Source organism: Bradyrhizobium sp. USDA 4510, assembly GCF_054059095.1.
Genome location: NZ_JBSSBT010000001.1, coordinates 5774124 through 5793565, shown reverse-complemented (window position 1 = coordinate 5793565; position 19442 = coordinate 5774124). Strand labels below are relative to the sequence as shown.

Below are 19442 nucleotides of genomic sequence, written 5' to 3'. Positions count from 1 at the left end.
CGCGATTTGCGTCCAGGTGCGTCACGCAATCGTTTTCAAATATAGGCTCGGATCGAAATATTTGCTTGCCGGGGTAAAGTCCTTGATGCCGGCATTGGCCATGAAGAAGTCGGTCGATTGCTGCAGCCAGTTGGTGACCGTGCCGTCGGAATACATCCGCTTCCAGTCCCGCGACGAGAACATCTTCTGCGCCTTGAACGATTCGTCGATGTCGGCCATCGGCGTCTGGCTGTAATGGCCCTTCTGCAGCTTTTCCATCGCTTCGGTGCTGTTCGCGATGATGTAGTCATTGGCATCGGCCCAGCCACGGATCAGCTTCGCCAGCGTTTCCTTGTTGGGCTCGTAATAGTCATTGGCCGCGGCCCAGCCGCCGATGATCGCGGCCTTTGGATAATAGGCTGAGGCGTCGGCGAGCTTGACCGCGCCCGGCACCTTGTCGCGAACCGTCACGTTGAAAGGCACCCAGAGCGCGACGGCGGGCACCGCGCCTGAAATGAAGGCGGTTACGGCGGCCGGCATGGTCTGGTTGACGAGTTCGACCGCTTTGGGATCGACCTTGTTCGCGCGCAGCGCGGTGTCCAGGAACACATGCGCGGTGGTGCCGGTCGCGGTTGCGATCCGCTTGCCCTTCAGGTCCTCGAATGACTTGATGCCCTGATCGCCGCGCACCCAGAGCTGTGCGGTCGCGACCTCGATGTCGTTGATGAGGAAGACCTTGCCCTGGCCCCGGGCGGGGAAGTTCGAGAGCACAGCGCCCGTCGCCAGCACGTCGAGGCTGCCGCCGATCAGCGCCTGGAAGATTTCGAGGCCGGTATTGAACTGCCGCAGCTCGAGATCCAGTCCCTGCTTTTCGAAGGAACCGCGGTCCATGCCGGTCCAGATCTGGCCGTCGACGGCAACGGTGTGCAGATAGCCGACACGAACTTTTGTTTTTGCCTGAGCAATCGCAGGGGCTGCGGCGGTGAAGGACCCCAGGGCAAGCCCGGCCGTCGTGGTCAGAAATTGTCGCCGATCCATAGGTCGTCCTCCGCTGTGTTGTTATTCCGAGAATGAGACCGGACGCATCTGCGCCTGCTGGGCGCGATACTCGTCCATCACCAGATGCTTGATATAGCTTCGCAGCTCGCCGAATTCGGGCCGTTCCTGGATCGATTCATCGCGTGGATAGGCGAACGGCACGTCGATGATCTGCCTGATCCGCGCCGGCCGCGCGGTCACGACCACGATGCGGGACGCGAGATAGATCGCCTCCTCCACGGAGTGGGTGATCAGCATGACCGTCTTGCCTTCGGTCTGGAGCACCTTGAGCAGCAGGTTCTGCATGTTGGAACGGGTCTGGGCGTCGAGCGCACCGAACGGCTCGTCCATCAGCAGGAACTGCGGCTTGACCGCGTAAGCCCGCGCGATCGCGAGCCGCTGACGCATGCCGCCGGACAAATGCTTCGGATAGGAGTTGGCGAAGTCGGACAGCCCCATCAGGCCGAGATAGTGATCGCAGATCGAATCGCGCTCACCGGCCGCGACGTGATTGGCTCGGAGCGTCAGGCCGAAAGCGATGTTCTGTTTCACCGTCAGCCACGGGAAGACGCCATATTCCTGGAAGATGACGCCGCGCTCGGGACCGGGACCCGTGACGGGCTGCCCGTCGAACAGCACGCTTCCGGTCGTCGGCTTCTGGAAGCCCGCGAGCATGCTCATCATCGTGGTCTTGCCGCAGCCTGAAGGGCCGATCACCGCGATGAAATCGCCATCGTTGATATCGTAGCTGACATTCTCGACGACGTTGAGGCGTCCCTTCGGGGTCTCGAAGGCAAGCGAAACCTTGTCGAACTGTGCACGCGTGGTCATGCGATGGCCCGATCCTGCCAGACCAGCAACCGGGCGGTGATCTTGCGCAGGATCATGTCCATGATCAGCGCGATCAGGCCGATGCAGATGATGCCGACATAGATGACGTCGAGCAGGAAGTAGGTCGATGCATTCTGGATCATGGCGCCAAGCCCACGCTGGGCCGCGATCAGTTCGGATGCCACCAGCGTCGCCCAGGCCACGCCAAGCGCGACCCGCAGCGCGGTGAGGATGTGCGGAACGGTGAGGGGAATGATCACCTTGCGAAAGATTTCCGCCTGATTGGCGCCGAGCGTCTGCGCCACGCGGATATAGAGCGGGGTGATCTGCGAGACCCCCTCATACATGACGATCACGCCGGAGAAGAACGAGGCGTAGAACAGGATGACGAGCTTTGCGAGCTCGTCGACGCCGAAATAGACGATGACGAGCGGGATCAGCGCGATCGGCGGCAGCGCGCGGAAGAAGTTGATCATAGGGTCGGCGAAGGTGCGGGCCGGGCGATACCATCCGAGCAGAAAGCCGACCGGCACCGCGACCAGAATTCCAAGCGAGACGCCGAAAAAGACGCGCCTGGTCGAGGCGAAGATGTCGATCAGGAGGCCTTCCTTGGTGAGAAGCTCGACGAACTTCGCGGCGACCTGGTGCGGGGCGGGGATCAGCGATGCGTTGACGAAGCCGCTCCAGCGCACGGCATACCAGAGCAGGATCGCACCGACCCACGGTATCAACCCGAGACCAAAGCGTCTCACGCCAGCTCCGTCCATTCGACGCGTCCACCCAGATTGCAGTTGATGTTTGCCCAAGTCATATTATAAATAGGATGACCATACAAGCGCCGCTTTGGTCATAGGCGCCGCAGGTTTCCGCGCATGACACCGCCGCCTTTCACCATCCGGAGCGTCCAGGCCTTTGGCTTTCGCTATCCTCTGACGACACCGGTCATCACCTCGTTCGGGCGGATGGGGGACCGGCCTGCCGTGTTCGTTCGGGTCGAGGACACGGACGGTTACGTGGGCTGGGGCGAGGTCTGGTGCAACTTTCCCGCGCCGGGCGCCGAGCATCGTGTTCGGCTGGTCAATGAGGTCCTGGCACCGGCGCTTGTCGGATTCAGGGCAAGCGAACCTGGTGCCGCATTCGAGCGGCTGACGCAGGGAACTTCGGTGCTCGCGTTGCAATCCGGCGAAGCGGGCCCATTCGCGCAGTCGATCGCCGGCATCGATCTCGCCGTCTGGGATCTCCATGCGCGCCGCCGGAACGTAGCGTTGTGGAAACTGCTCGGCGGATCGCGGAAGCGGATAAAAGTCTACGCCAGCGGCATCAATCCGGTCGGATCGGAGCGAGCGGCGGAAGCAGCGCTCGGCCGCGGCTATCGCGCCTTGAAGCTGAAGATCGGCTTCGATCCGGCAGGCGACCAGGCCAATCTCGCCGCGCTGCGCCGCGTCGTCGGCGATGGCATGCTTGCGGCCGACGTCAACCAGGGTTGGACCATCGCGCAGGCGCTCGAGCACGCGCCGCAGCTGGAGCCGTTCGGCCTTGCCTGGCTCGAGGAGCCGATCCGCGCGGACCGTCCGCGGCAGGAATGGAAGCAGCTGCACGAGACGATCCGTTTTCCGCTCGCGGCCGGTGAGAACATCGCGAGCTACGCCGGCTTTGCCGAGGTGCTGAGCGAGCCGGTTCTCGGTGTCGTCCAGCCTGACATCGCCAAGTGGGGCGGGCTTTCGGCTTGCGCCGGCATCGCCCGCGACATCCTGACGTCAGGCAAGATGTTCTGTCCGCACTATCTCGGCGCCGGCATCGGCCTGTTGGCGTCGGCGCATCTGCTGGCGGGCGTCGGCGGCGAGGGATTGCTGGAGGTCGACAGCAACGAGAACCCGCTGCGGGATCAATTCTGCGGCCCCGTGCTTCACGTCAGCGATGGAATGATCGAGCTCGGCGACGAGGCGGGTCTCGGCATTGCGCCCGATCTTGCCTCGATCGAACAATACCGGACCGCGTGATGTCGGGGCTTGGCTACGATTACATCATCGTCGGTGCGGGGGCGGCCGGCTGTGTGGTCGCAAACAGACTGTCGGCCGATCCTGCCTGCCGCGTGTTGTTGCTCGAAGCCGGCGGATCGGACCGGAATTTCTGGCTCAAGCTGCCGGTCGGGTATTACCGGACCATCTACGACGAGCGCTTCTCGCGCCTGTTCAAGACCGAGCCGTCGGAAGGAAGCGGCGGCCGCGCCATCGTCTGGCCGCGTGGCCGCGTGCTCGGCGGATCGTCGTCGATCAACGGCCTGATCTTCATCCGCGGCCAGCACGAGGATTTTGACGACTGGGAACGTCTCGGCGCCGACGGCTGGAACTATCGCGACGTCCTGCCCTATTTCCGGCGCTACGAGCGCTATCGCGGCGGCGAGAGCCAGTATCACGGCGGCCTCGGTGAGTTCGAGGTCTCCGACCTCCGGAACGACAATCCGGCGTCGAGGGCCTGGGTGGAGGCGGGCGTGCAGTTCGGGTTGCCGCGCAATCCCGACTTCAACGGCGCGACGACGCTCGGAGTCGGTTCCTATCAGCTTGGCATCGGGCGGCATTGGCGGACCAGCTCGGCATCCGCCTTTCTTCGACCGATTACCGACCGGCGCAACCTCACCATCATGACGCATGCGCAGGTGAGCAAATTCACTTTCAACGGCCGCGTCGCGACCGGCGTCGAGTGGATCAGCAAAGGGCAGGTTCATCGCGCGACAGCCGATCGCGAGGTGATCCTGTCGGGCGGCGCGCTGCAATCGCCGCAGATCCTCCAGCTTTCCGGGATCGGTCCGGCCGACCTGCTTCGCAAGCACGGCATTGCCGTCGTCACCGACTCGCCCGAAGTCGGCTCCAATCTGCAGGACCACTACCAGGCGCGGCTGATCGTGCGCCTGAAGGAGCGGATCTCGCTCAATGACCAGGTCCGCCATCCTGTCGAACTCGCGAAGATGGGGTTGCAATGGATGCTGGCCGGGCGAGGGCCGTTGACGGTGGGGGCGGGACAGGTGGGCGGAGCGGCCTGTACCGAATATGCGGTCGGCGGCCGTCCCGACGTGCAGTTCAACGTGATGCCGCTCTCCGTCGACAAGCCCGGCGAACCCCTCCACAGCTATTCCGGCTTCACGGCCTCGGTCTGGCAATGCCACGGCCGGTCGCGCGGACAGCTCGCGATCCGCTCGGCCGATCCGTTCGAGCAGCCGCTGATCGCGCCCAATTATTTCGCCGAGGAGATCGACCGCAAGACCATTGTTGCCGGCCTGAAGATCTTGCGCGAGATCTATCAGCAAAAGGCGTTCCGCCCGCTCTGGGACGTCGAAATGGTGCCGGGCGAGGCCGCAAGTAACGATGCCGGGCTGTGGGAGTTTGCGCGCAACACCGGCGGCACGGTGTTTCACTGCGTGGGCACCTGCCGCATGGGCAGCGACGAGCGGGCAGTACTCGATCCGCAGCTGCGGGTGCGCGGCGTCGAGCGGCTGCGCGTGATCGACGCCTCGGTGATGCCGCAGATCACCTCGGCCAACACCAATGCGACCAGCCTGATGATCGGGGAACGCGGTGCAGCCCTTGTCATGCCGTGATTGGGCCGCTTGATTTCCGGAGGGCGAGATGGAATTGAGTTCCGACAGTCACGTCCCCAAATACGCGCAGATTGCCGATATCTTTCGCCAGCGGATTGCGCGCGGTGTCTGGAGTCAAGGTTTTCGCCTGCCGGCCAACGAGGATCTGGCGGCCGAGTTCGGCGTCTCGCGCGTTACCATCAGGCAGGCCGTCGAACTGCTCGCCCGCGACGGTGTCATCGAGGCGCAGCAGGGCCGCGGCACCTTCGTCACCGGGACTGTGCGACAGGACCGCTGGCTCAAGGTCGAGACCACACTGTCCGATCTCGCGGACATGTACCGCGACACCTCGCCGGAGATCATCAACATCTCGGAAAGCCGGAGCGACGCGCCGTTGCTTCCCGAAGACGGCAAGCCGGCCGAGAAATATGTCTTCATGCGCCGTCTGCACTCGCGCCAGAAGCAGCCTTATTGCGTCATTTCCATCTATCTCGATGAGAAGATCTTTCGCAGGTCTCCCAAGCGCTTTCGCAACGAGACGGTGATCCCGATCCTCAACGATCTCAGGGATCCGGCGATCGCCAGCGCCCGCCAGACATTGACCATCGGAACCGCGGACATCGAGGCGGCGCGGCTGCTGCGCGTGCCTTTGAATTCGCCGGTCGCCGAAGTCCGCCGTGTCTTCACGGCGAGCGATCGCACCGTGATCTATCTCGGTGAAGTCACCTATCGCGGCGATTTTGTGCGGATCGATATGGATCTAAGGCCATAGCGCGCAAGCATCACCGCGAAAACAGCTCCTGGTTCCGGCGTTCGAGCTCTTCCCCATAGGTGCGCAGCACATGGGATTCGCTTAAGGTGCCAATCGTGACGCGATGGTCGGCACGGTCGATGACCGCGAGGACGTCGGCTTCGCTCCGTTCAAAGGCCTTCAGGATCTCGCGAACCGACGTGCTCGGAAGCAGGTATTCATCCTGCTGCTGGGCCAGCGACCCGAGCGGATCGTCGTCCCGATTGGTGACGGAATGCAGCGTCGCCGCCGCGACGATGCCGGCATAGCTGCCGTTCGGATCGCGCAGCACGACCTGTCGGACCTGCGCCGGCGAGAACAGCTTCTGCGCCTCGCCGATCGGCATGGTCGTCAGCGCATTCTCGAAGTCGGCGCGCATCAGGGAGGCCGCGCTCATCTGACGGACCCAGCCGATGTCCTGCGGACCGCGGATCACCTCGCCGCGCAGGTGGAAGCGCCATGTCGCAAAACTGTAGCCGAACAACTCGCGGACGATGAGCGCGCAGACCGATGATGCGACCACCGCCCCGACGGTCACGGAGAAATCGCCAGTGATTTCGAGCGCGAGACAAACCATGCTGAACGGTGCGCCCAGTACGCCGGTTCCGAGTGCGGCGAGAGCCGCGATGGCGGCGGTGCCGGGCTGAAGCGCGAGCGTGGGGAAGGGGCCGGTCAGCACGACGCTGTAGAGCTGCCCGATCAGCGCGCCGAGCAGCAGCGAGGCGAAGAACAGTCCGCCGCGAAAGCCGGAGCCGAGCGAGACGGCCGATGCCAGGATCTTGAGCACGATGGTCGTCGTGAGCAGGAGCCAGCTCGGATTGCTGACCAGCAGGATTTGCATTGCGCCGTGGCCGGCGCCGAGCACGGTCGGCGTCAGCAGGGCGAGGCCGCCGAGCAGCAGGCCGCCGAGGATCGGGCGCACGAAGCCGCTGAAAAGCGTGACCCGCTGAAAGCAACGTTCGGAAAATGCGACCGCGAGCATGACGAGGATGCTGACGAATGCGCAAATGATGCCGATCAGCACGGTCTGTCCGATCATCTCGACGGACACGGGCGATGGGAAGCCCGGCACCATCAGAAAGGACTGATGCGTCAACCCCCGCGCCACCAGCCAGGCCGTGACGGCGCTGGCGATGACGGGCACGAGGGCGGCCGAGGTGTAGGCTCCCAGCACGACCTCGAAGGCATAGAAGGCGCCGGCCAGTGGAGCCGAAAAGGCTGCGCTGATCGCCCCCGCCGCGCCGCAGGCCACCAACAGCCGCATGTCGTTGCGGCGGGCGGCGAGGCGCTGGCCGACATGGGAGCCAAACATCGAGCAGATCTGCGTGTATCCCGCTTCCAGTCCGACCGATCCGCCGAACCCGTTGGACAGCAGAGTCTGGATCGAGATCAGCAGGCTGCCGCGGAACGACACCCGGCCGCCATAGAGCGCGTTGGCTTCGATCGCGTCAGCGAGCTGCTGTCCCTTGACGCGCCGCGCGAAGTACAGCCCGATCAGCGCCAGGACCAGGCCGCCAACTGCCGGGATCAGCAGCGTGCGCTGCCAGGAAATCACGCCGGTGGCGCTCAGATGTGCGTCGAGGGGAATGTCGAACAGCAGCGCGTGCGAAGCCTGGCTGAGGCCCGAGATCGCGGCAACGAGGACGCCGCTCAGCAACCCGACGACAATGCCGACCAGCACGAGGCCGGTCTCGCGATTGCGCACGAAATTGCGCAAGAACTGCGGCAACAGACGGGTGCCGGGAGCAGGGGCCGGCTTCGCGGCATTTGTCGCCAGCGTCATCCTATGCCGAATCCCGCAGCTGCCCGGTGCGCACGACACGGAAGCCGGTCGTGCCCGACGAGCCGACCGGCGCGTTCGGGTTTCGCGCTGCGAAGCGGTGGCGGCTGCCGTGGGACTCGAGGCAGGATTCACCGCGCGTCGAGCGGTTCGGTGCAGGCTCGCGATTCAAGGGGACTCCCGACGGTGCGAGGCGGTCCTCGTACCATTCCCAAACATTTCCGGCGACATTATGCAGGCCGTATCCGTTGGTTTCCTGGCTCATCCGGCAAGAAACCCGCCATCCACCGCGACGACGGTGCCGGTCGCATATTGTGATGCCGGCATGCAGAGGAATGCGACGGCTCCCGCAATGTCCTCCGGCTGACCCCAGCGCTTGAACGCGGTGCGGTCGGCGATGCGCTGATAGTGCGCGCGATCGGTGCGGCCGGCCGCATTGATCGCCGTTTCGATATAGCCGGGCGCAACCGCATTGACCCGGATGCCTTGCTCGGCCCATGCCAACGCGAGCGCCTTGGTCAGCATCACGACACCGCCCTTGCTGGCGCAATAAGCCGGGATTCGCGGCAGCGCCAAGGTCGCGTTCATCGAGGCAAGATTGACGATCGAGCCCTTGCTCTCGGTGAGAAGCGGGCGGAACGCCATGCAGGTTCGAAAAGTGCCCGTGAGATTGACGTCGAGCACCTTCATGAAGGTCTCGATCTCGTATTCCTTGTCGCGGGCGAGGATTCCCGCGCAGTTGACCAGCGCATCGACGCGCTTTTGCTGTCGGGCAAAAGAAGCGACAGCGTCGTCGTTCGTGACGTCGAGCGTCGCGAGTGTGAGGCCGGCGCGCGATTTCAGCAAAGTGCGCGCCAGATCGGTCTCGTTGGCCGCCGTTGCGGTCACTGTCGCGCCGAGGTCGCAAAACTGATTGCTGATTGCGGCGCCAATGTCGCCGGCGCCGCCGATCACCACGGCATGGAAGTCGGACGCAAGAGAGAAGTTTGAGCGCATTGGAGGGGTCTCGCTTCAGGATTTGAGAGGGGGAGCCGTCGATTCACGGACCACCAGGGAGAAGTCGATCTCGCGATGCATGATGGTCTGCTCGCCGGCGAGGCTGCGCACCAGATATTCCCCGGCGCGCTGCCAGGTTTCTCCGGTCGGTACGTGGATCGTGGTCAGGCTCGGCCGCAAGTGGCGGCTCCAGTCGAGATCGTCGAAGCCGACCACCGACAGGTCACGCGGCACCGAAAATCCATCGCGCTCCGCCTCGAGCAACACGCCGTAGGCGATCACATCGTTGCCGCAGACGACGGCGGTCGGACGATCCTTCAGGTTGAGGAGATAGCGGGCCGCTTCGCGCGCGTCATCCAGCGTGTAGGGCACCTCGACATGCCATTGCGGCGGAAGCTCCAGGCCGTTCTCGGTGAGCGCGCGGCGAAAGCCGGCGACGCGAGCGCTGGCGCGGTCGTTGTTGCGCTGGAGCGCCGAGACGATCCCGATGCGGCGGTGGCCAAGCTCGATGACATGCGCAGCGGCGCGATGGGCGGCCGCTTCGTTGTTGGTTCCGACGCACGGGTGGGGTCGATCAGGCTGGTAGATGCCGACATTGATGAAGGGAACCGCGTTGTCCGCAAGCAACTTGCGCAGTCCCTCGTGATGGCAATCACCGCGCAGCACAAGTCCATCGACGCCGCGGCTGATCAAATTGCGCGCTTGCTGCAATTCGACGTCGAGATCGTAGCCGCTCGTGGTGAGAAACAGCATGTATCCGACCGAGGAGAGATACTGCTGCAGCGAGGCGATGCCGCGCGCGAACATCGTGTTGTCGATGGTCGGAACGATCGCGCCAAGCGTGCGCGAGCGCCGTGACGACAGGATGCGCGCCGGCGCATGCGGAATGTAGCCGAGCGCGTCGATGGCCTGTTCGATGCGCGCCCGCAGGGAAGGGCTCACCGCATCGGGATTGTTGAGCGCGCGCGACACCGAGGCCGTTGAGACGCCGGCACGGGCTGCGACGGCGCGGATGCCCTGTTTCACGGATTTGGCGTTGGTCAATCGTATCAATGTAACGTTACATTCGATGAGGCAAACCGCGTGGTAGCGGTAATCTCGTAAATTTGCCGCAGAATATCCGGTTTGTCCATTGCTTGACACAACCGATGTGAGGTCTAGATTGTAACCGTTTTCAAGCCTCGTTCAAAATGGCCCCAGCTTAAGGCGGCCAGCCGGGAGGAGAGTTCGATGAAGGTCAGGATGCTCGCGACGCACGTCGCGTTGCCCGTTCTCGCGCTTGTCGCCGTCAGCGCGCAGGCTGATGCGGCCGATTTCGACTGGATGAAGTTCAAGGGCAGGACCGTCACCTTTCTCGCCAATAACAATCCGGTCGCGCAGGCACTGCTGACCTACAAGGCCGATTTCGAGAAGCTGACCGGCATGACCCTGAAGGTCGACGGCTATCAGGAACAACAGATGCGCCAGCGTCTGGTCACCGTCATGAATGCGAACAGCGACGAGGTCGACGTGTTCATGACGCTGCCTTCGCGCGAGGGCGAGCAGTTCGCCGCGGCCGGCTGGTACGGCGATCTCACTGCGATGGCCAAGAACGAGGTGGCCAAGGAATACGACCCGGCCGGGTTGAGCCAGGCCCTGCTCAAGGCCGCGACCTTCGGCGGCAAGCTGACCAGCATGCCGATGAACATCGAAGGTCCGATCTTCTATTACCGCACCGACATCTTCAAGAAGTGCGGCATTGAGGCGCCGAAGACCATCAAGGATGTCGAGGCGGCGGCCGAGAAGATCAAGACCTGCGACAGCGCTGTCACGCCCTTTGTCTCGCGTGGCCTCAAGCCCGCGGTCGCCTACACCTTCAGCAACATGCTGCACAACGTCGGAGGCAGCTACATCGCAGGCGGCAAGTCGAACCTCTGCTCGGCCAAGGGCAAGGAAGCACTCGACACCTATAGCCGGCTGCTGCGCGACTTCGGTCCGCCGGGTGTGGTCAACTACAGCTTCCAGCAGATTTCGGCGCTCTACCGCAGCGGCCGCGCCGCGATGGCATTCGAATCCTCGAATGAGTTGCGCACGGTGATGGAGGGCGGCGCGCGCCTGAAGGACACCGGCCTGTTGCCGTTCCCGGCAGGCGAGGCCGGCCAGGTGCCGACCACGATCGGCTGGGGCATGGCGGTGTCTTCGCACAGCAAGCAGCCGGACGCGGCCTGGTACTTCGTGCAGTGGGCAACCAGCCCCGAGGTGCAGAAGAAAATGGCGCTCCAGGGCATTGCCCCGCCGCGGCCGTCGGTTGCCAAGGATCCTGAGTACCGCAAATGGATCGACGAAGAACCCGTCCGCAAGGAATGGCAGGCTGCGCTCGATGTGCTGGCCACGAAGGGCTCCTCCGAGGTCGGCTATCCCATCATCGCCAATCCGGAATCGCGCGAGTTCATCGGCCAGGCCGTGCAGGACCTGATCTTGAAGCAGAAGCCGATCGACCAGGCCTGTGCCGATGCCGACAAGGCGCTCGATGCGCTGATCGCCCAGAAGTAACCGCTTGATGCCGGCAGGCTTATGCCTGCCGGCGCCTCACTCTCAAGGAAACGGACGCATGTCGGACGCGGCTGCGACACTCACGCAGGACCGGCAGAAGCTGGAAATGACGGCGCTCTCGGCGCCGGCCGTGATCTTTACGGTCGCGATGATCGCGTTTCCGGTCGTCTATACGATCTGGCTCGGCTTCCAGACATTCTCCTCGACCGGCAAGCAGTCCTTTGCGGGCCTCGCCAATTATTCAAAGCTGATCTCCGACTACGAGTTTTGGCACGGACTCTGGATCACCATAGCGCTCTATGTGCTATCGTTGGTGCTCCAACTCGTCTTCGGCGTGTGGCTGGCTCTGGTGTTGTTTCACGCCAGGCGCCTGCCGGGAATCGTGCGCTCGCTGTTCATCTCCCCGTTCATGATGCCGCCAGTGGTGGCGGGCATGATGTGGCTGGTGATCCTCGATCCTTCGCTGGGCGCGGCCAATTACATCCTCCAGTCGTTCGGCCTGCCGCCGTCGGACTGGCTGGCGTCGCCGACCTGGGTTATCCCGACCGTCGCTCTGATCGACAGCTGGCAGTGGACGCCTTACGTCGCCTTGATCGTGTTGGGCGGCCTGCAATCCCTGCCGCCGAGCGTCTACGAGGCCGCGCAGATCGACGGGGCATCGCCGTTCAAGACCTTCCAGCGCATCACTTTGCCGCTGCTCTTGCCGACCATCGTCACCGCGGCCATCCTGCGCAGCGTCGATCTCCTGCGTTTCTTCGACATCATCTACATCACGACCCAGGGCGGCCCCGGCAACGCCTCGAACACGCTCAACATCTACGGCTTCCGGGTCGGCTTCGAATTCTTCAACATCGGTTACGCCAGCGCCCTGATGCTGACGCTCACGGCGATCGTGTTCGGCGCCGTGCTCGCCTTCAACCGCCTGCGCGGCGCCGTGGCGTGGTGATGTCATGACGGATGCCGCCAACACCGACCGCTGGATCCGCTGGCTCAACACCGTGCAGCTCGTGCTCGCCGGCGTGCTCATCATGGCGCCGACGGTCTGGATGGTGTTGTCCTCGTTCAAGCCGTCGTTCGAGGTCACCGCCTATCCACCGACGCTGATCTTCACGCCGACGCTCGACAATTATTTCGAGCTGACCAAGACCACGCCGTTCCTCAGCTATGCGCTCAACAGCCTCATCGTCACCGTCGGCTCGACGGCGCTCGGCTTACTGTTCGGCATCCCCGCCGCTTTCGCCGTCTCCTGGACACGGATCTCATGGCCCGCGATTTTGACGCTCGCGGCGCGCATGGCGCCGGGCACGCTGTTCCTGCTGCCGTGGTACGTCATGTTCCGGCAGGTCGGGATGATCGGCTCCTACACGGCGCTGATCCTGAGCCACGCGGTCATCACACTGCCGATCGTGATCTGGGTGCTGCTGCCATCCTTCGACGGCATCCCGCGCAGCGTCTTCGAGGCGGCGCAGGTCGACGGATGCAGCGTCACGCGCATCCTCTGGCGCATCGCGCTGCCGCTGGTGGCGTCCGGCGTCGCCGTCTCGGCGATCCTCGCCTTCGTCTTCTCATGGAACTACTTCCTGTTTGCGCTGGTGCTGTCCAACGGCGACACCAAGACGCTGATCGCGGCGGCCTTCAACTTCATCGGCGAAGGCTCGACGCAATGGGGCGCTCTCATGGCCGCGGCGACGCTGATCGCACTGCCGCCGCTGGTGCTGGCTGCCCTGGTTCAGCGCTGGCTGGTGTCCGGACTGACGCTCGGTGCGGTGAAAGGCTAGGTATCTGATGAACGTGTCACCCCGTCCGAATTCGATCATGCAGGCCGCGGTCTTCCACGGCGGCGACCGCATCACCATCGAGCGCGTGGCAATGCCTGACGCCGGCACAGGTGAAGTGCTCGTGCGCGTTTCGCGCACCGCGCTGTGCGGTTCTGACTTCAAGCTCTGGCACAAGGGCGCAGAGTTCACCGCCGGCCATGAGATTTTCGGCGTGGTCGAGCAGCCGGGTCACCGGCTACATGGTCGCCGCTGTGCCGTCTATATTCCACTCCACTGCGACCATTGCGCGGCCTGCAAGCGCGGCGATACCCAGATGTGCCTGGAGGTCTCCAGCCTGATCGGCTGGAACCGGCCGGGCGGCTACGCCGAATACGTGCCGGTGCCGGAAAATTGCCTGCTGCCGGTGCCCGATGACATCGAGGACAGCCTTGCGCCGCTCTTGCTCGACACCATCGGCACGTCGGGCCACGCCGTGCGTTTCGTCAGCCGCGTGGTGACGCCCGGTGAGGCCGGACCTGTTCTTGTCATGGGCGCCGGGCCGGTCGGCCTCGGCGTCGTGCTGGCGCTCCGTGCGTTCGGCTACAACGACATCTACGTTGCCGACCCCAATGCGACGCGGTTGAAGATCGCGCAATCCTTCGGCGCGAAGGCGTATCCCGTGGGCGACACCTCGAAGCGCTTTGCTCTCATCATGGAATGCTCCGGCGCGCATGCGGCGCGCAATCTCGGCATCGAGCTTGTCCTGCCGCGCGGCGCGCTGGTGCTGGTCGGCGAGAACGCCGCGCCCTGGACCATCGAGGAGGGCAAGGTGTTCCGCCGCAAGGACTTCTACATGATCCGGACCTTCTACTTTCCGGTCTCGGATTTCGAGCCGAACATCGAGCTGCTGCGCAAGTTCAAGGACGAATACCGCGTCCTCGTCGACGGCGAGTTCGGCCTGTCGGCCCTGCCTGAGAATTTCGCCCGCTTTGCCAGGGGCGAGCTGATCAAGCCGGTACTGGCGCTGGATTAAGCGATCATGGCCTCGATCTCGATCCGCAACCTCGTCAAGCGCTACGGCAGTTTCACTGTGATCCCCGATCTCAATCTGGAGATCGCGGACCATGAATTCGTCGTCTTCGTGGGGCCGTCCGGCTGTGGCAAGTCGACCCTGCTGCGAATCATTGCGGGTCTCGAGCCGATCACGTCGGGTGACCTCTACATCGGCGACAAGCGCGTCAACGGCGTGCAAGCTGCACAGCGCGACATCGCGATGGTGTTCCAGGACTACGCGCTCTATCCGCACATGCGCGTCTACGACAATATGTCGTTCGCATTGGAGTTGCGGGGAACGCCGAAGGCGGAGATCGATGCGCGCGTGAAGCGTGCCGCCGCGCTCCTGCACATCGAGCCCTATCTCGACCGCAAGCCGAAGGAGCTCTCCGGCGGACAGCGCCAGCGCGTCGCCATGGGCCGTGCGATTGTGCGCAATCCCAAGGCGTTCCTGTTCGACGAGCCGTTGTCCAACCTCGACGCAAAACTGCGCGGACAGGTGCGGGCCGAGATCAAGGCGCTATCGCAGGAGCTCAAGACCACCATGGTTTTCGTGACCCATGACCAGATCGAGGCCATGACGATGGCTGACCGGATCGTGGTGCTCCAGAACGGGACGATCCAGCAATACGACACGCCGGAGACGGTCTACGAGCGGCCGGCCAACCAGTTCGTCGCCGGCTTCATCGGCTCGCCCGCCATGAACTTCTTCCCGGTCGAATGGCGTGAGGAGCGCGCGATCCTTTCGCAAGGCGCAACGGCGGTGCCGCTGGACGGTGAGGCCGCAAGCCGTCTGCAGCAGGCGGGAAATGCCGTGCTCGGCATCCGTCCTGAACATTTTGCCGTCACGACCGATGCGGCAGACGGCATCGCCATCAACGTCAAGCTGGTCGAGCCGCTCGGCTCGGATACCCTGATCCATTTCGATCTCGCCGGCGTCTCCGCGATCGCAAGGGTCGATCCAGCGCTGCGACCAAAGCTCGGCGATCGCCTCAGTTTGCGGCCGCAGCCGGGCAAGACGCATTTGTTCGATGCAGCGAACGGGCAGGTTTTGCGGTGAGCGCGTCGGCGAACATAGCAGCTCTTTCGGCGCTCGCAGACGTGGCGTCCGAGGCCAGGCCTGTCCAGGTGATCTGCCTTGGGCTATCCGCGCTCGATCAGGTCTGGCGCGTCGATCGGCTCTTTGCGGGCAACAGCGAGAAGATAAAGTCCATCGACTACGGTACCCTTGGCGGCGGAATGGCCGCCAATGCCGCGGTCGCGGTCGCACGGCTCGGTGCCTCCGTCGCGTTCTGGGGGCGGGCAGGGGACGATGCCGCCGGGCACGAGATGCGGTCGGCTTTTGCGGCCGAAGGCGTCGACGTCGAGAATTTCCGGCTGTTCCCTGATGGCCGCTCATCGGTCTCGGGGATCATCGTCGACAGTTCGGGCGAGCGGCAGATCGTGAACTTCCGTGGTCTCTTTCCGGAAGCGGCCGATTGGCTTCCGCTTGAAGCCGTCGCTCGCGCATCCTCGGTGCTGGCGGATCCGCGCTGGGTGGAGGGTGCTGCGACGCTGTTTCGCGAGGCGCGTGCGCGCGGCATTCCGACGGTGCTCGACGGCGATATGGCTGATGCCGAGGTATTCGAGCGACTGCTGCCCCTGACCGACCACGCGATCTTTTCCGAGCCTGCGCTCGCTTCTTTCGCCGGATCTGCCAAAGACGAATCTCTCGCAGCACTGGCGCGGCTGGGCTGCAGTGTCATCGCCGTCACGCGCGGCGAGGGTGGCGTCAGTTGGTACGAGAATGGCCAGCTGCACCGGCGCGCCGCCTATGCCGTCGATGTCGTCGATACCACCGGCGCCGGCGACGTCTTCCATGGCGCCTATGCCCTTGCGATCGGCGTCGGCCTCGATGTGCGCAACGCCATGGCGTTTTCTGCAGCCACGGCCGCGATGAAATGTCGCCACGCCGGTGGCCGCAACGGAATCCCCACCATCAACGACTGTCTTGCATTCATGAGGACGAAGCCATGAGAACGATTGGAAAGAACCGCGGGCTGGGCCGCCTTGCTGACGCGGAAGGCCACTTTCGCATGGTCGCGCTGGATCAGCGGCCGCCGCTGTTCGATGCCATTGCGAAGGCGAAGGGAATCACGCGGGATCAGGTCGAATATTCCGACGTCACGGCGGCCAAGCGGCTCCTCGTGGAGAACCTCGCACCGCATTGCAGCTCGATGTTGTTCGACCCGAATTTTGCCGTGCCCGCAGCGATCGATCTGTTGCCGCCGCGCTGCGGCCTGATCATGACGCTGGAGGAGCATCGCGTCGAGGAGACCGCGGGCGGTCGCAAGTCGCGCGCGATCGCCAACTGGAGTGTGGAGAAAATTCGCGCCATGGGCGGCGACGCCGTCAAGGTGCTGGCCTGGTATCGGCCGGATGCGGACGCCGCGGTCAACGAGCATCAGAAGCGCTTCGTGCGCGAGATTGGCGAGGAGTGCGCCCGCCACGACGTTCCCTATGTTCTTGAACTGCTGGTCTATCCGTTCCTTGGCAGCGCCAATCACACCGCCGATTATGTGGAATCGCCCGGCAAGCTGCCGAGCCTCGTCATCGATAGCGTGCGCGAGTTTGCCAAGCCCGAATACGGCGTCGATCTCCTGAAGCTTGAGAGTCCCCTCGCGGCCAACAGCCTGCCGGCCCGTGACGGCAGCGCCGAAGCCAAGGCCGCGCAGAAGGAATTCGATGCAATCGGCGATATCTGCCGCGAGCGGAGCATTCCCTGGGTCCTGCTGTCGGGCGGCGCCGCGCCGGAAAAATTCGAACGCGTCCTCGACTTCGCCTATGCCGCGGGCGCGGGCGGTTTCCTGGCCGGTCGCACCATCTGGCTCGATGCCGTCCTGAAGAATTTCCCGGACCTTGGGGCGGTTTCGGCGAGCCTGCGCAAGGACGGCCTCGGCGTGCTTGAGCGGCTCAACAAGCTGACGACGGCCAAGGGCACGCCGTGGAAGGCGCGCTTTCCGGTATTCACTGACATCAAGCAGGAGGGTGACTTCGCGCGCGCCTATTGAAACGGTGACGGCTCCACGTGTCTTGGTGGGCCCGGCAGGACTCGAACCTGCAACCAGACCGTTGTGAGCGGCGGAGCAAGATCAGCTTCGTTGATCAAGCTGCACCATGCTTGAGTTCGATGGCGTTCGTCGCGCTTTGGTGAGGTCGTTTTCTGGCGCGAAACCGGTGCGGTTCGCGGCAATGGCGGATTTCGGCCGAAGCTGAGGCTGCTCGCGCGCCCAATCGCTTTGTTGAACGTTCAGTAAAGTCGCATACTAAACATGCTGGCTGCGGCTGACCTTCCGGCTTCCCTGTTATCGGGACGGACCGAATTGCGTCCTCCGGACCAGATCGGCAATCGTTGTTCGCCGCATTCGCTGCAATTATGGGGAAATTTGCTGCATTGCAAACGTCGACGCTTGCGCGTGCGAGCGTCGGGAATATTTTCGCCAAGGTCGCGAGAACCGGCTTGACGGGCCAAAAAATTTAGTACTACGTTTAGTAATACAAAAACTAAACATCGCGCATCGAGCGCCGATGTGCAGGAGGAGCCCAAGCCATGCCGGAGCCGTCTCCGGCAGCGGTCCGTCTCGTCCTTCACTCATCGCTCCTCAAACTCGGTTTCAGGGTCTTGGCGTCGCTCCGGCAGGGCGCGCTGAGCGGGTTGGACGCTTCAACGAGAGAGGAAACGGATATGCGGACATTCAATTGGCTGAGAAGCTCAGCGGCCACCACGGTTCTCGGGGCGGCGCTGCTGGGGATATTTGGCGGAGGCGAAGCTGCGGCCCAGGGTAAGCAGCTCACGCTGTGCTGGGCGGCATGGGATCCGGCCAACGCGCTGGTCGAACTCGGCAAGGATTTCACCAAGCAATCCGGCATCGAGATGAAGTACGAGTTTGTCCCCTGGACGAGCTACGCGGATCGCTTCCTCAACGAGCTCAACTCCCACGGCAAGCTCTGCGACCTGATCATCGGCGACAGCCAGTGGATCGGCGGCGCCGCCGAGAACAAGTGGTACGTCAAGCTCAACGATTTCTTCGACAAAGAGCACATCTCGATGGACGACTTCGTCCCGGCGACCGTTGTCGGTTATTCGCAGTGGCCGAAGAATTCGGCGAACTACTGGGCGCTGCCGGCGATGGCCGACGCCGTGGGCTGGACCTATCGCAAGGACTGGTTCTCGCGGCCCGACATTCAGTCGGCTTTCAAGGCCAAGTACGGTCGTGATCTGGCGCCGCCGAAAACCTATGACGAGTTGAAGCAGATCGCGGAGTTCTTCCAGGGCCGCGAGATCGACGGCAAGAAGGTCTACGGCGCCTACATCTTCACCGAGCGCGGCTCCGAAGGCATCACGATGGGCGTGACCAACGTCCTCTACAATTACGGCTTCAGCTACGACAATCCGAAGAAGCCGTACCAGATGCAGGGCATCGTCAATTCCGCCGAGGCGGCCAAGGGGCTCGAATTCTACAAGGAGCTCTACAAGTGCTGCACCGCGCCGGGCATGACCAACGCCTACATGCAGGAAGGGCTCGATGCCTTCAAGTCGGGCCAGGTGGCGATGCAGATGAACTGGTTCGCCTTCTTCCCCGGCCTCTACAAGGATCCGAATGTGGGCGGCGACAAGATCGGCTTCTTCGTCAATCCGGCTGGCCCGAACGGGCACTTCACCCAGCTCGGCGGACAAGGCATCTCGGTGGTTGCGACCTCCGACCGCAAGGACGACGCGCTCGCCTATATCAAGTGGTTCGCGCAGCCCGCCGTGCAGCAGAAATGGTGGCAGATCGGCGGCTACTCGGCGCTCAAGGCGGTGGTCGACGCGCCGGACTTCCCGAAGAGCGCGGCGTTCGCGCCGCAATTCCTGGAGTCGATGGGTATCGTCAAGGACTTCTGGGCCGAGCCGTCCTACGCCCAGCTGCTGCTTGATATGCAGAAGCGGGTGCACGACTACGTCGTCGCCGACAAGGGCACGGCGCAGCAGGCGCTCGATCTCCTGGTCAAGGACTGGACCAAGGTGTTCAAGGAACAGGGCAAGCAAGTCGCCTCGCAATAGCCCGAACGCCGCGTCCCAACTGAACTGGC

Annotated in this window: 18 protein-coding genes; 11 read left to right on the top strand and 7 right to left on the bottom strand. The window is 63.7% G+C overall.

All coding sequences use genetic code 11. From position 1 onward, the window contains the following. Positions 1-21: 21 nt before the first annotated feature. The 3 genes from ACVMDN_RS26985 to ACVMDN_RS26975 are packed head-to-tail and all read right to left on the bottom strand — an operon-like array spanning position 22 to position 2600. Positions 22-1017, bottom strand: a complete 996-nt coding sequence (locus ACVMDN_RS26985; RefSeq protein ID WP_057021030.1) for an ABC transporter substrate-binding protein — start codon at positions 1015-1017, stop codon at positions 22-24. Between the two features lie 21 nt (positions 1018-1038). After that, entirely contained in the window at positions 1039-1848 is an 810-nt protein-coding gene (locus ACVMDN_RS26980; protein ID WP_076823827.1) for an ABC transporter ATP-binding protein, read from the bottom strand. After that, positions 1845-2600, bottom strand: coding sequence for an ABC transporter permease (locus tag ACVMDN_RS26975; RefSeq protein ID WP_225163506.1), 756 nt, complete (start codon positions 2598-2600; stop codon positions 1845-1847). Before ACVMDN_RS26975 ends, ACVMDN_RS26980 begins: the two co-directional genes overlap by 4 nt. Positions 2601-2720: 120 nt before the next feature. Between ACVMDN_RS26975 and ACVMDN_RS26970 the strand changes: the two genes are divergently transcribed. From ACVMDN_RS26970 to ACVMDN_RS26960, 3 genes are read left to right on the top strand one after another with little or no spacing between them, the layout of a single operon-like run. Then, positions 2721-3848 carry a mandelate racemase/muconate lactonizing enzyme family protein gene (locus ACVMDN_RS26970; protein ID WP_076823831.1) on the top strand — a complete coding sequence of 376 codons (1128 nt, stop codon included), beginning with the start codon at positions 2721-2723 and terminating at the stop codon, positions 3846-3848. Further along, on the top strand, positions 3848-5443 hold the full coding sequence (locus ACVMDN_RS26965) for a GMC family oxidoreductase (protein WP_076823838.1): 1596 nt from the start codon (positions 3848-3850) through the stop codon (positions 5441-5443). Before ACVMDN_RS26970 ends, ACVMDN_RS26965 begins: the two co-directional genes overlap by 1 nt. 28 nt (positions 5444-5471) lie before the next feature. Continuing rightward, the gene (locus tag ACVMDN_RS26960) at positions 5472-6194 is read left to right on the top strand and encodes a GntR family transcriptional regulator (protein WP_028335658.1); all 723 of its coding nucleotides are present in this window, start codon (positions 5472-5474) and stop codon (positions 6192-6194) included. Between the two features lie 10 nt (positions 6195-6204). Here the strand turns inward: ACVMDN_RS26960 and ACVMDN_RS26955 are convergent, their stop codons facing one another. From ACVMDN_RS26955 to ACVMDN_RS26940, 4 genes are read right to left on the bottom strand one after another with little or no spacing between them, the layout of a single operon-like run. Continuing rightward, positions 6205-7995, bottom strand: coding sequence for a chloride channel protein (locus ACVMDN_RS26955; protein WP_076823840.1), 1791 nt, complete (start codon positions 7993-7995; stop codon positions 6205-6207). 1 nt (position 7996) lies between these two features. After that, the gene (locus ACVMDN_RS26950; protein WP_057021025.1) at positions 7997-8257 is read right to left on the bottom strand and encodes an SUMF1/EgtB/PvdO family nonheme iron enzyme; all 261 of its coding nucleotides are present in this window, start codon (positions 8255-8257) and stop codon (positions 7997-7999) included. Continuing rightward, positions 8254-8988, bottom strand: coding sequence for an SDR family NAD(P)-dependent oxidoreductase (locus tag ACVMDN_RS26945; protein ID WP_057021024.1), 735 nt, complete (start codon positions 8986-8988; stop codon positions 8254-8256). Before ACVMDN_RS26945 ends, ACVMDN_RS26950 begins: the two co-directional genes overlap by 4 nt. A 15-nt stretch (positions 8989-9003) precedes the next feature. After that, entirely contained in the window at positions 9004-10038 is a 1035-nt protein-coding gene (locus ACVMDN_RS26940) for a LacI family DNA-binding transcriptional regulator (RefSeq protein WP_057021071.1), read from the bottom strand. A 180-nt stretch (positions 10039-10218) separates the two neighbouring features. On the opposite strand from ACVMDN_RS26940, the gene ACVMDN_RS26935 reads away from it, so the two are divergent. The 8 genes from ACVMDN_RS26935 (at position 10219) to ACVMDN_RS26900 (ending at position 19413) form a co-directional block, all read left to right on the top strand. Then, on the top strand, positions 10219-11520 hold the full coding sequence (locus ACVMDN_RS26935) for an ABC transporter substrate-binding protein (protein WP_076823843.1): 1302 nt from the start codon (positions 10219-10221) through the stop codon (positions 11518-11520). Between the two features lie 58 nt (positions 11521-11578). Continuing rightward, positions 11579-12466: a carbohydrate ABC transporter permease gene (locus tag ACVMDN_RS26930; protein WP_076823847.1), complete on the top strand. Its 888-nt coding sequence runs from the start codon at positions 11579-11581 to the stop codon at positions 12464-12466. A 4-nt stretch (positions 12467-12470) separates the two neighbouring features. After that, a complete protein-coding gene (locus ACVMDN_RS26925; protein ID WP_076823849.1) occupies positions 12471-13298 on the top strand; it encodes a carbohydrate ABC transporter permease in 828 nt (275 codons plus the stop codon). Between the two features lie 7 nt (positions 13299-13305). Continuing rightward, complete coding sequence (locus tag ACVMDN_RS26920) at positions 13306-14310, top strand: zinc-dependent alcohol dehydrogenase family protein (RefSeq protein ID WP_076823852.1); 1005 nt, start codon at positions 13306-13308, stop codon at positions 14308-14310. Positions 14311-14316: 6 nt separating this feature from the next. Further along, positions 14317-15390, top strand: coding sequence for an ABC transporter ATP-binding protein (locus ACVMDN_RS26915; RefSeq protein ID WP_141339628.1), 1074 nt, complete (start codon positions 14317-14319; stop codon positions 15388-15390). Positions 15391-15431: 41 nt separating this feature from the next. Further along, positions 15432-16346 carry a sugar kinase gene (locus tag ACVMDN_RS26910; RefSeq protein ID WP_244558640.1) on the top strand — a complete coding sequence of 305 codons (915 nt, stop codon included), beginning with the start codon at positions 15432-15434 and terminating at the stop codon, positions 16344-16346. Next, complete coding sequence (locus ACVMDN_RS26905) at positions 16343-17380, top strand: tagatose 1,6-diphosphate aldolase (RefSeq protein WP_076823861.1); 1038 nt, start codon at positions 16343-16345, stop codon at positions 17378-17380. The genes ACVMDN_RS26910 and ACVMDN_RS26905 overlap by 4 nt, the downstream gene beginning before the upstream one ends. A gap of 674 nt (positions 17381-18054) precedes the next feature. Next, positions 18055-19413 (top strand): ABC transporter substrate-binding protein, encoded by a 1359-nt coding sequence (locus tag ACVMDN_RS26900; RefSeq protein ID WP_028335636.1) that lies wholly within the window; start codon positions 18055-18057, stop codon positions 19411-19413. Positions 19414-19442: the final 29 nt, after the last annotated feature.

Excerpts from the sequence above, each read along its gene's own strand:
- ACVMDN_RS26950 (WP_057021025.1), bottom strand. The coding sequence starts at position 8,257 with ATGAGCCAGGAAACCAACGGATACGGCCTGCATAATGTCGCCGGAAAT.
- ACVMDN_RS26965 (WP_076823838.1), top strand. The coding sequence starts at position 3,848 with ATGTCGGGGCTTGGCTACGATTACATCATCGTCGGTGCGGGGGCGGCC.
- ACVMDN_RS26905 (WP_076823861.1), top strand. The coding sequence starts at position 16,343 with ATGAGAACGATTGGAAAGAACCGCGGGCTGGGCCGCCTTGCTGACGCG.
- ACVMDN_RS26920 (WP_076823852.1), top strand. The coding sequence starts at position 13,306 with ATGAACGTGTCACCCCGTCCGAATTCGATCATGCAGGCCGCGGTCTTC.
- ACVMDN_RS26930 (WP_076823847.1), top strand. The coding sequence starts at position 11,579 with ATGTCGGACGCGGCTGCGACACTCACGCAGGACCGGCAGAAGCTGGAA.
- ACVMDN_RS26945 (WP_057021024.1), bottom strand. The coding sequence starts at position 8,988 with ATGCGCTCAAACTTCTCTCTTGCGTCCGACTTCCATGCCGTGGTGATC.
- ACVMDN_RS26980 (WP_076823827.1), bottom strand. The coding sequence starts at position 1,848 with ATGACCACGCGTGCACAGTTCGACAAGGTTTCGCTTGCCTTCGAGACC.
- ACVMDN_RS26900 (WP_028335636.1), top strand. The coding sequence starts at position 18,055 with ATGCGGACATTCAATTGGCTGAGAAGCTCAGCGGCCACCACGGTTCTC.
- ACVMDN_RS26915 (WP_141339628.1), top strand. The coding sequence starts at position 14,317 with ATGGCCTCGATCTCGATCCGCAACCTCGTCAAGCGCTACGGCAGTTTC.
- ACVMDN_RS26985 (WP_057021030.1), bottom strand. The coding sequence starts at position 1,017 with ATGGATCGGCGACAATTTCTGACCACGACGGCCGGGCTTGCCCTGGGG.
- ACVMDN_RS26935 (WP_076823843.1), top strand. The coding sequence starts at position 10,219 with ATGAAGGTCAGGATGCTCGCGACGCACGTCGCGTTGCCCGTTCTCGCG.
- ACVMDN_RS26970 (WP_076823831.1), top strand. The coding sequence starts at position 2,721 with ATGACACCGCCGCCTTTCACCATCCGGAGCGTCCAGGCCTTTGGCTTT.
- ACVMDN_RS26955 (WP_076823840.1), bottom strand. The coding sequence starts at position 7,995 with ATGACGCTGGCGACAAATGCCGCGAAGCCGGCCCCTGCTCCCGGCACC.
- ACVMDN_RS26960 (WP_028335658.1), top strand. The coding sequence starts at position 5,472 with ATGGAATTGAGTTCCGACAGTCACGTCCCCAAATACGCGCAGATTGCC.
- ACVMDN_RS26925 (WP_076823849.1), top strand. The coding sequence starts at position 12,471 with ATGACGGATGCCGCCAACACCGACCGCTGGATCCGCTGGCTCAACACC.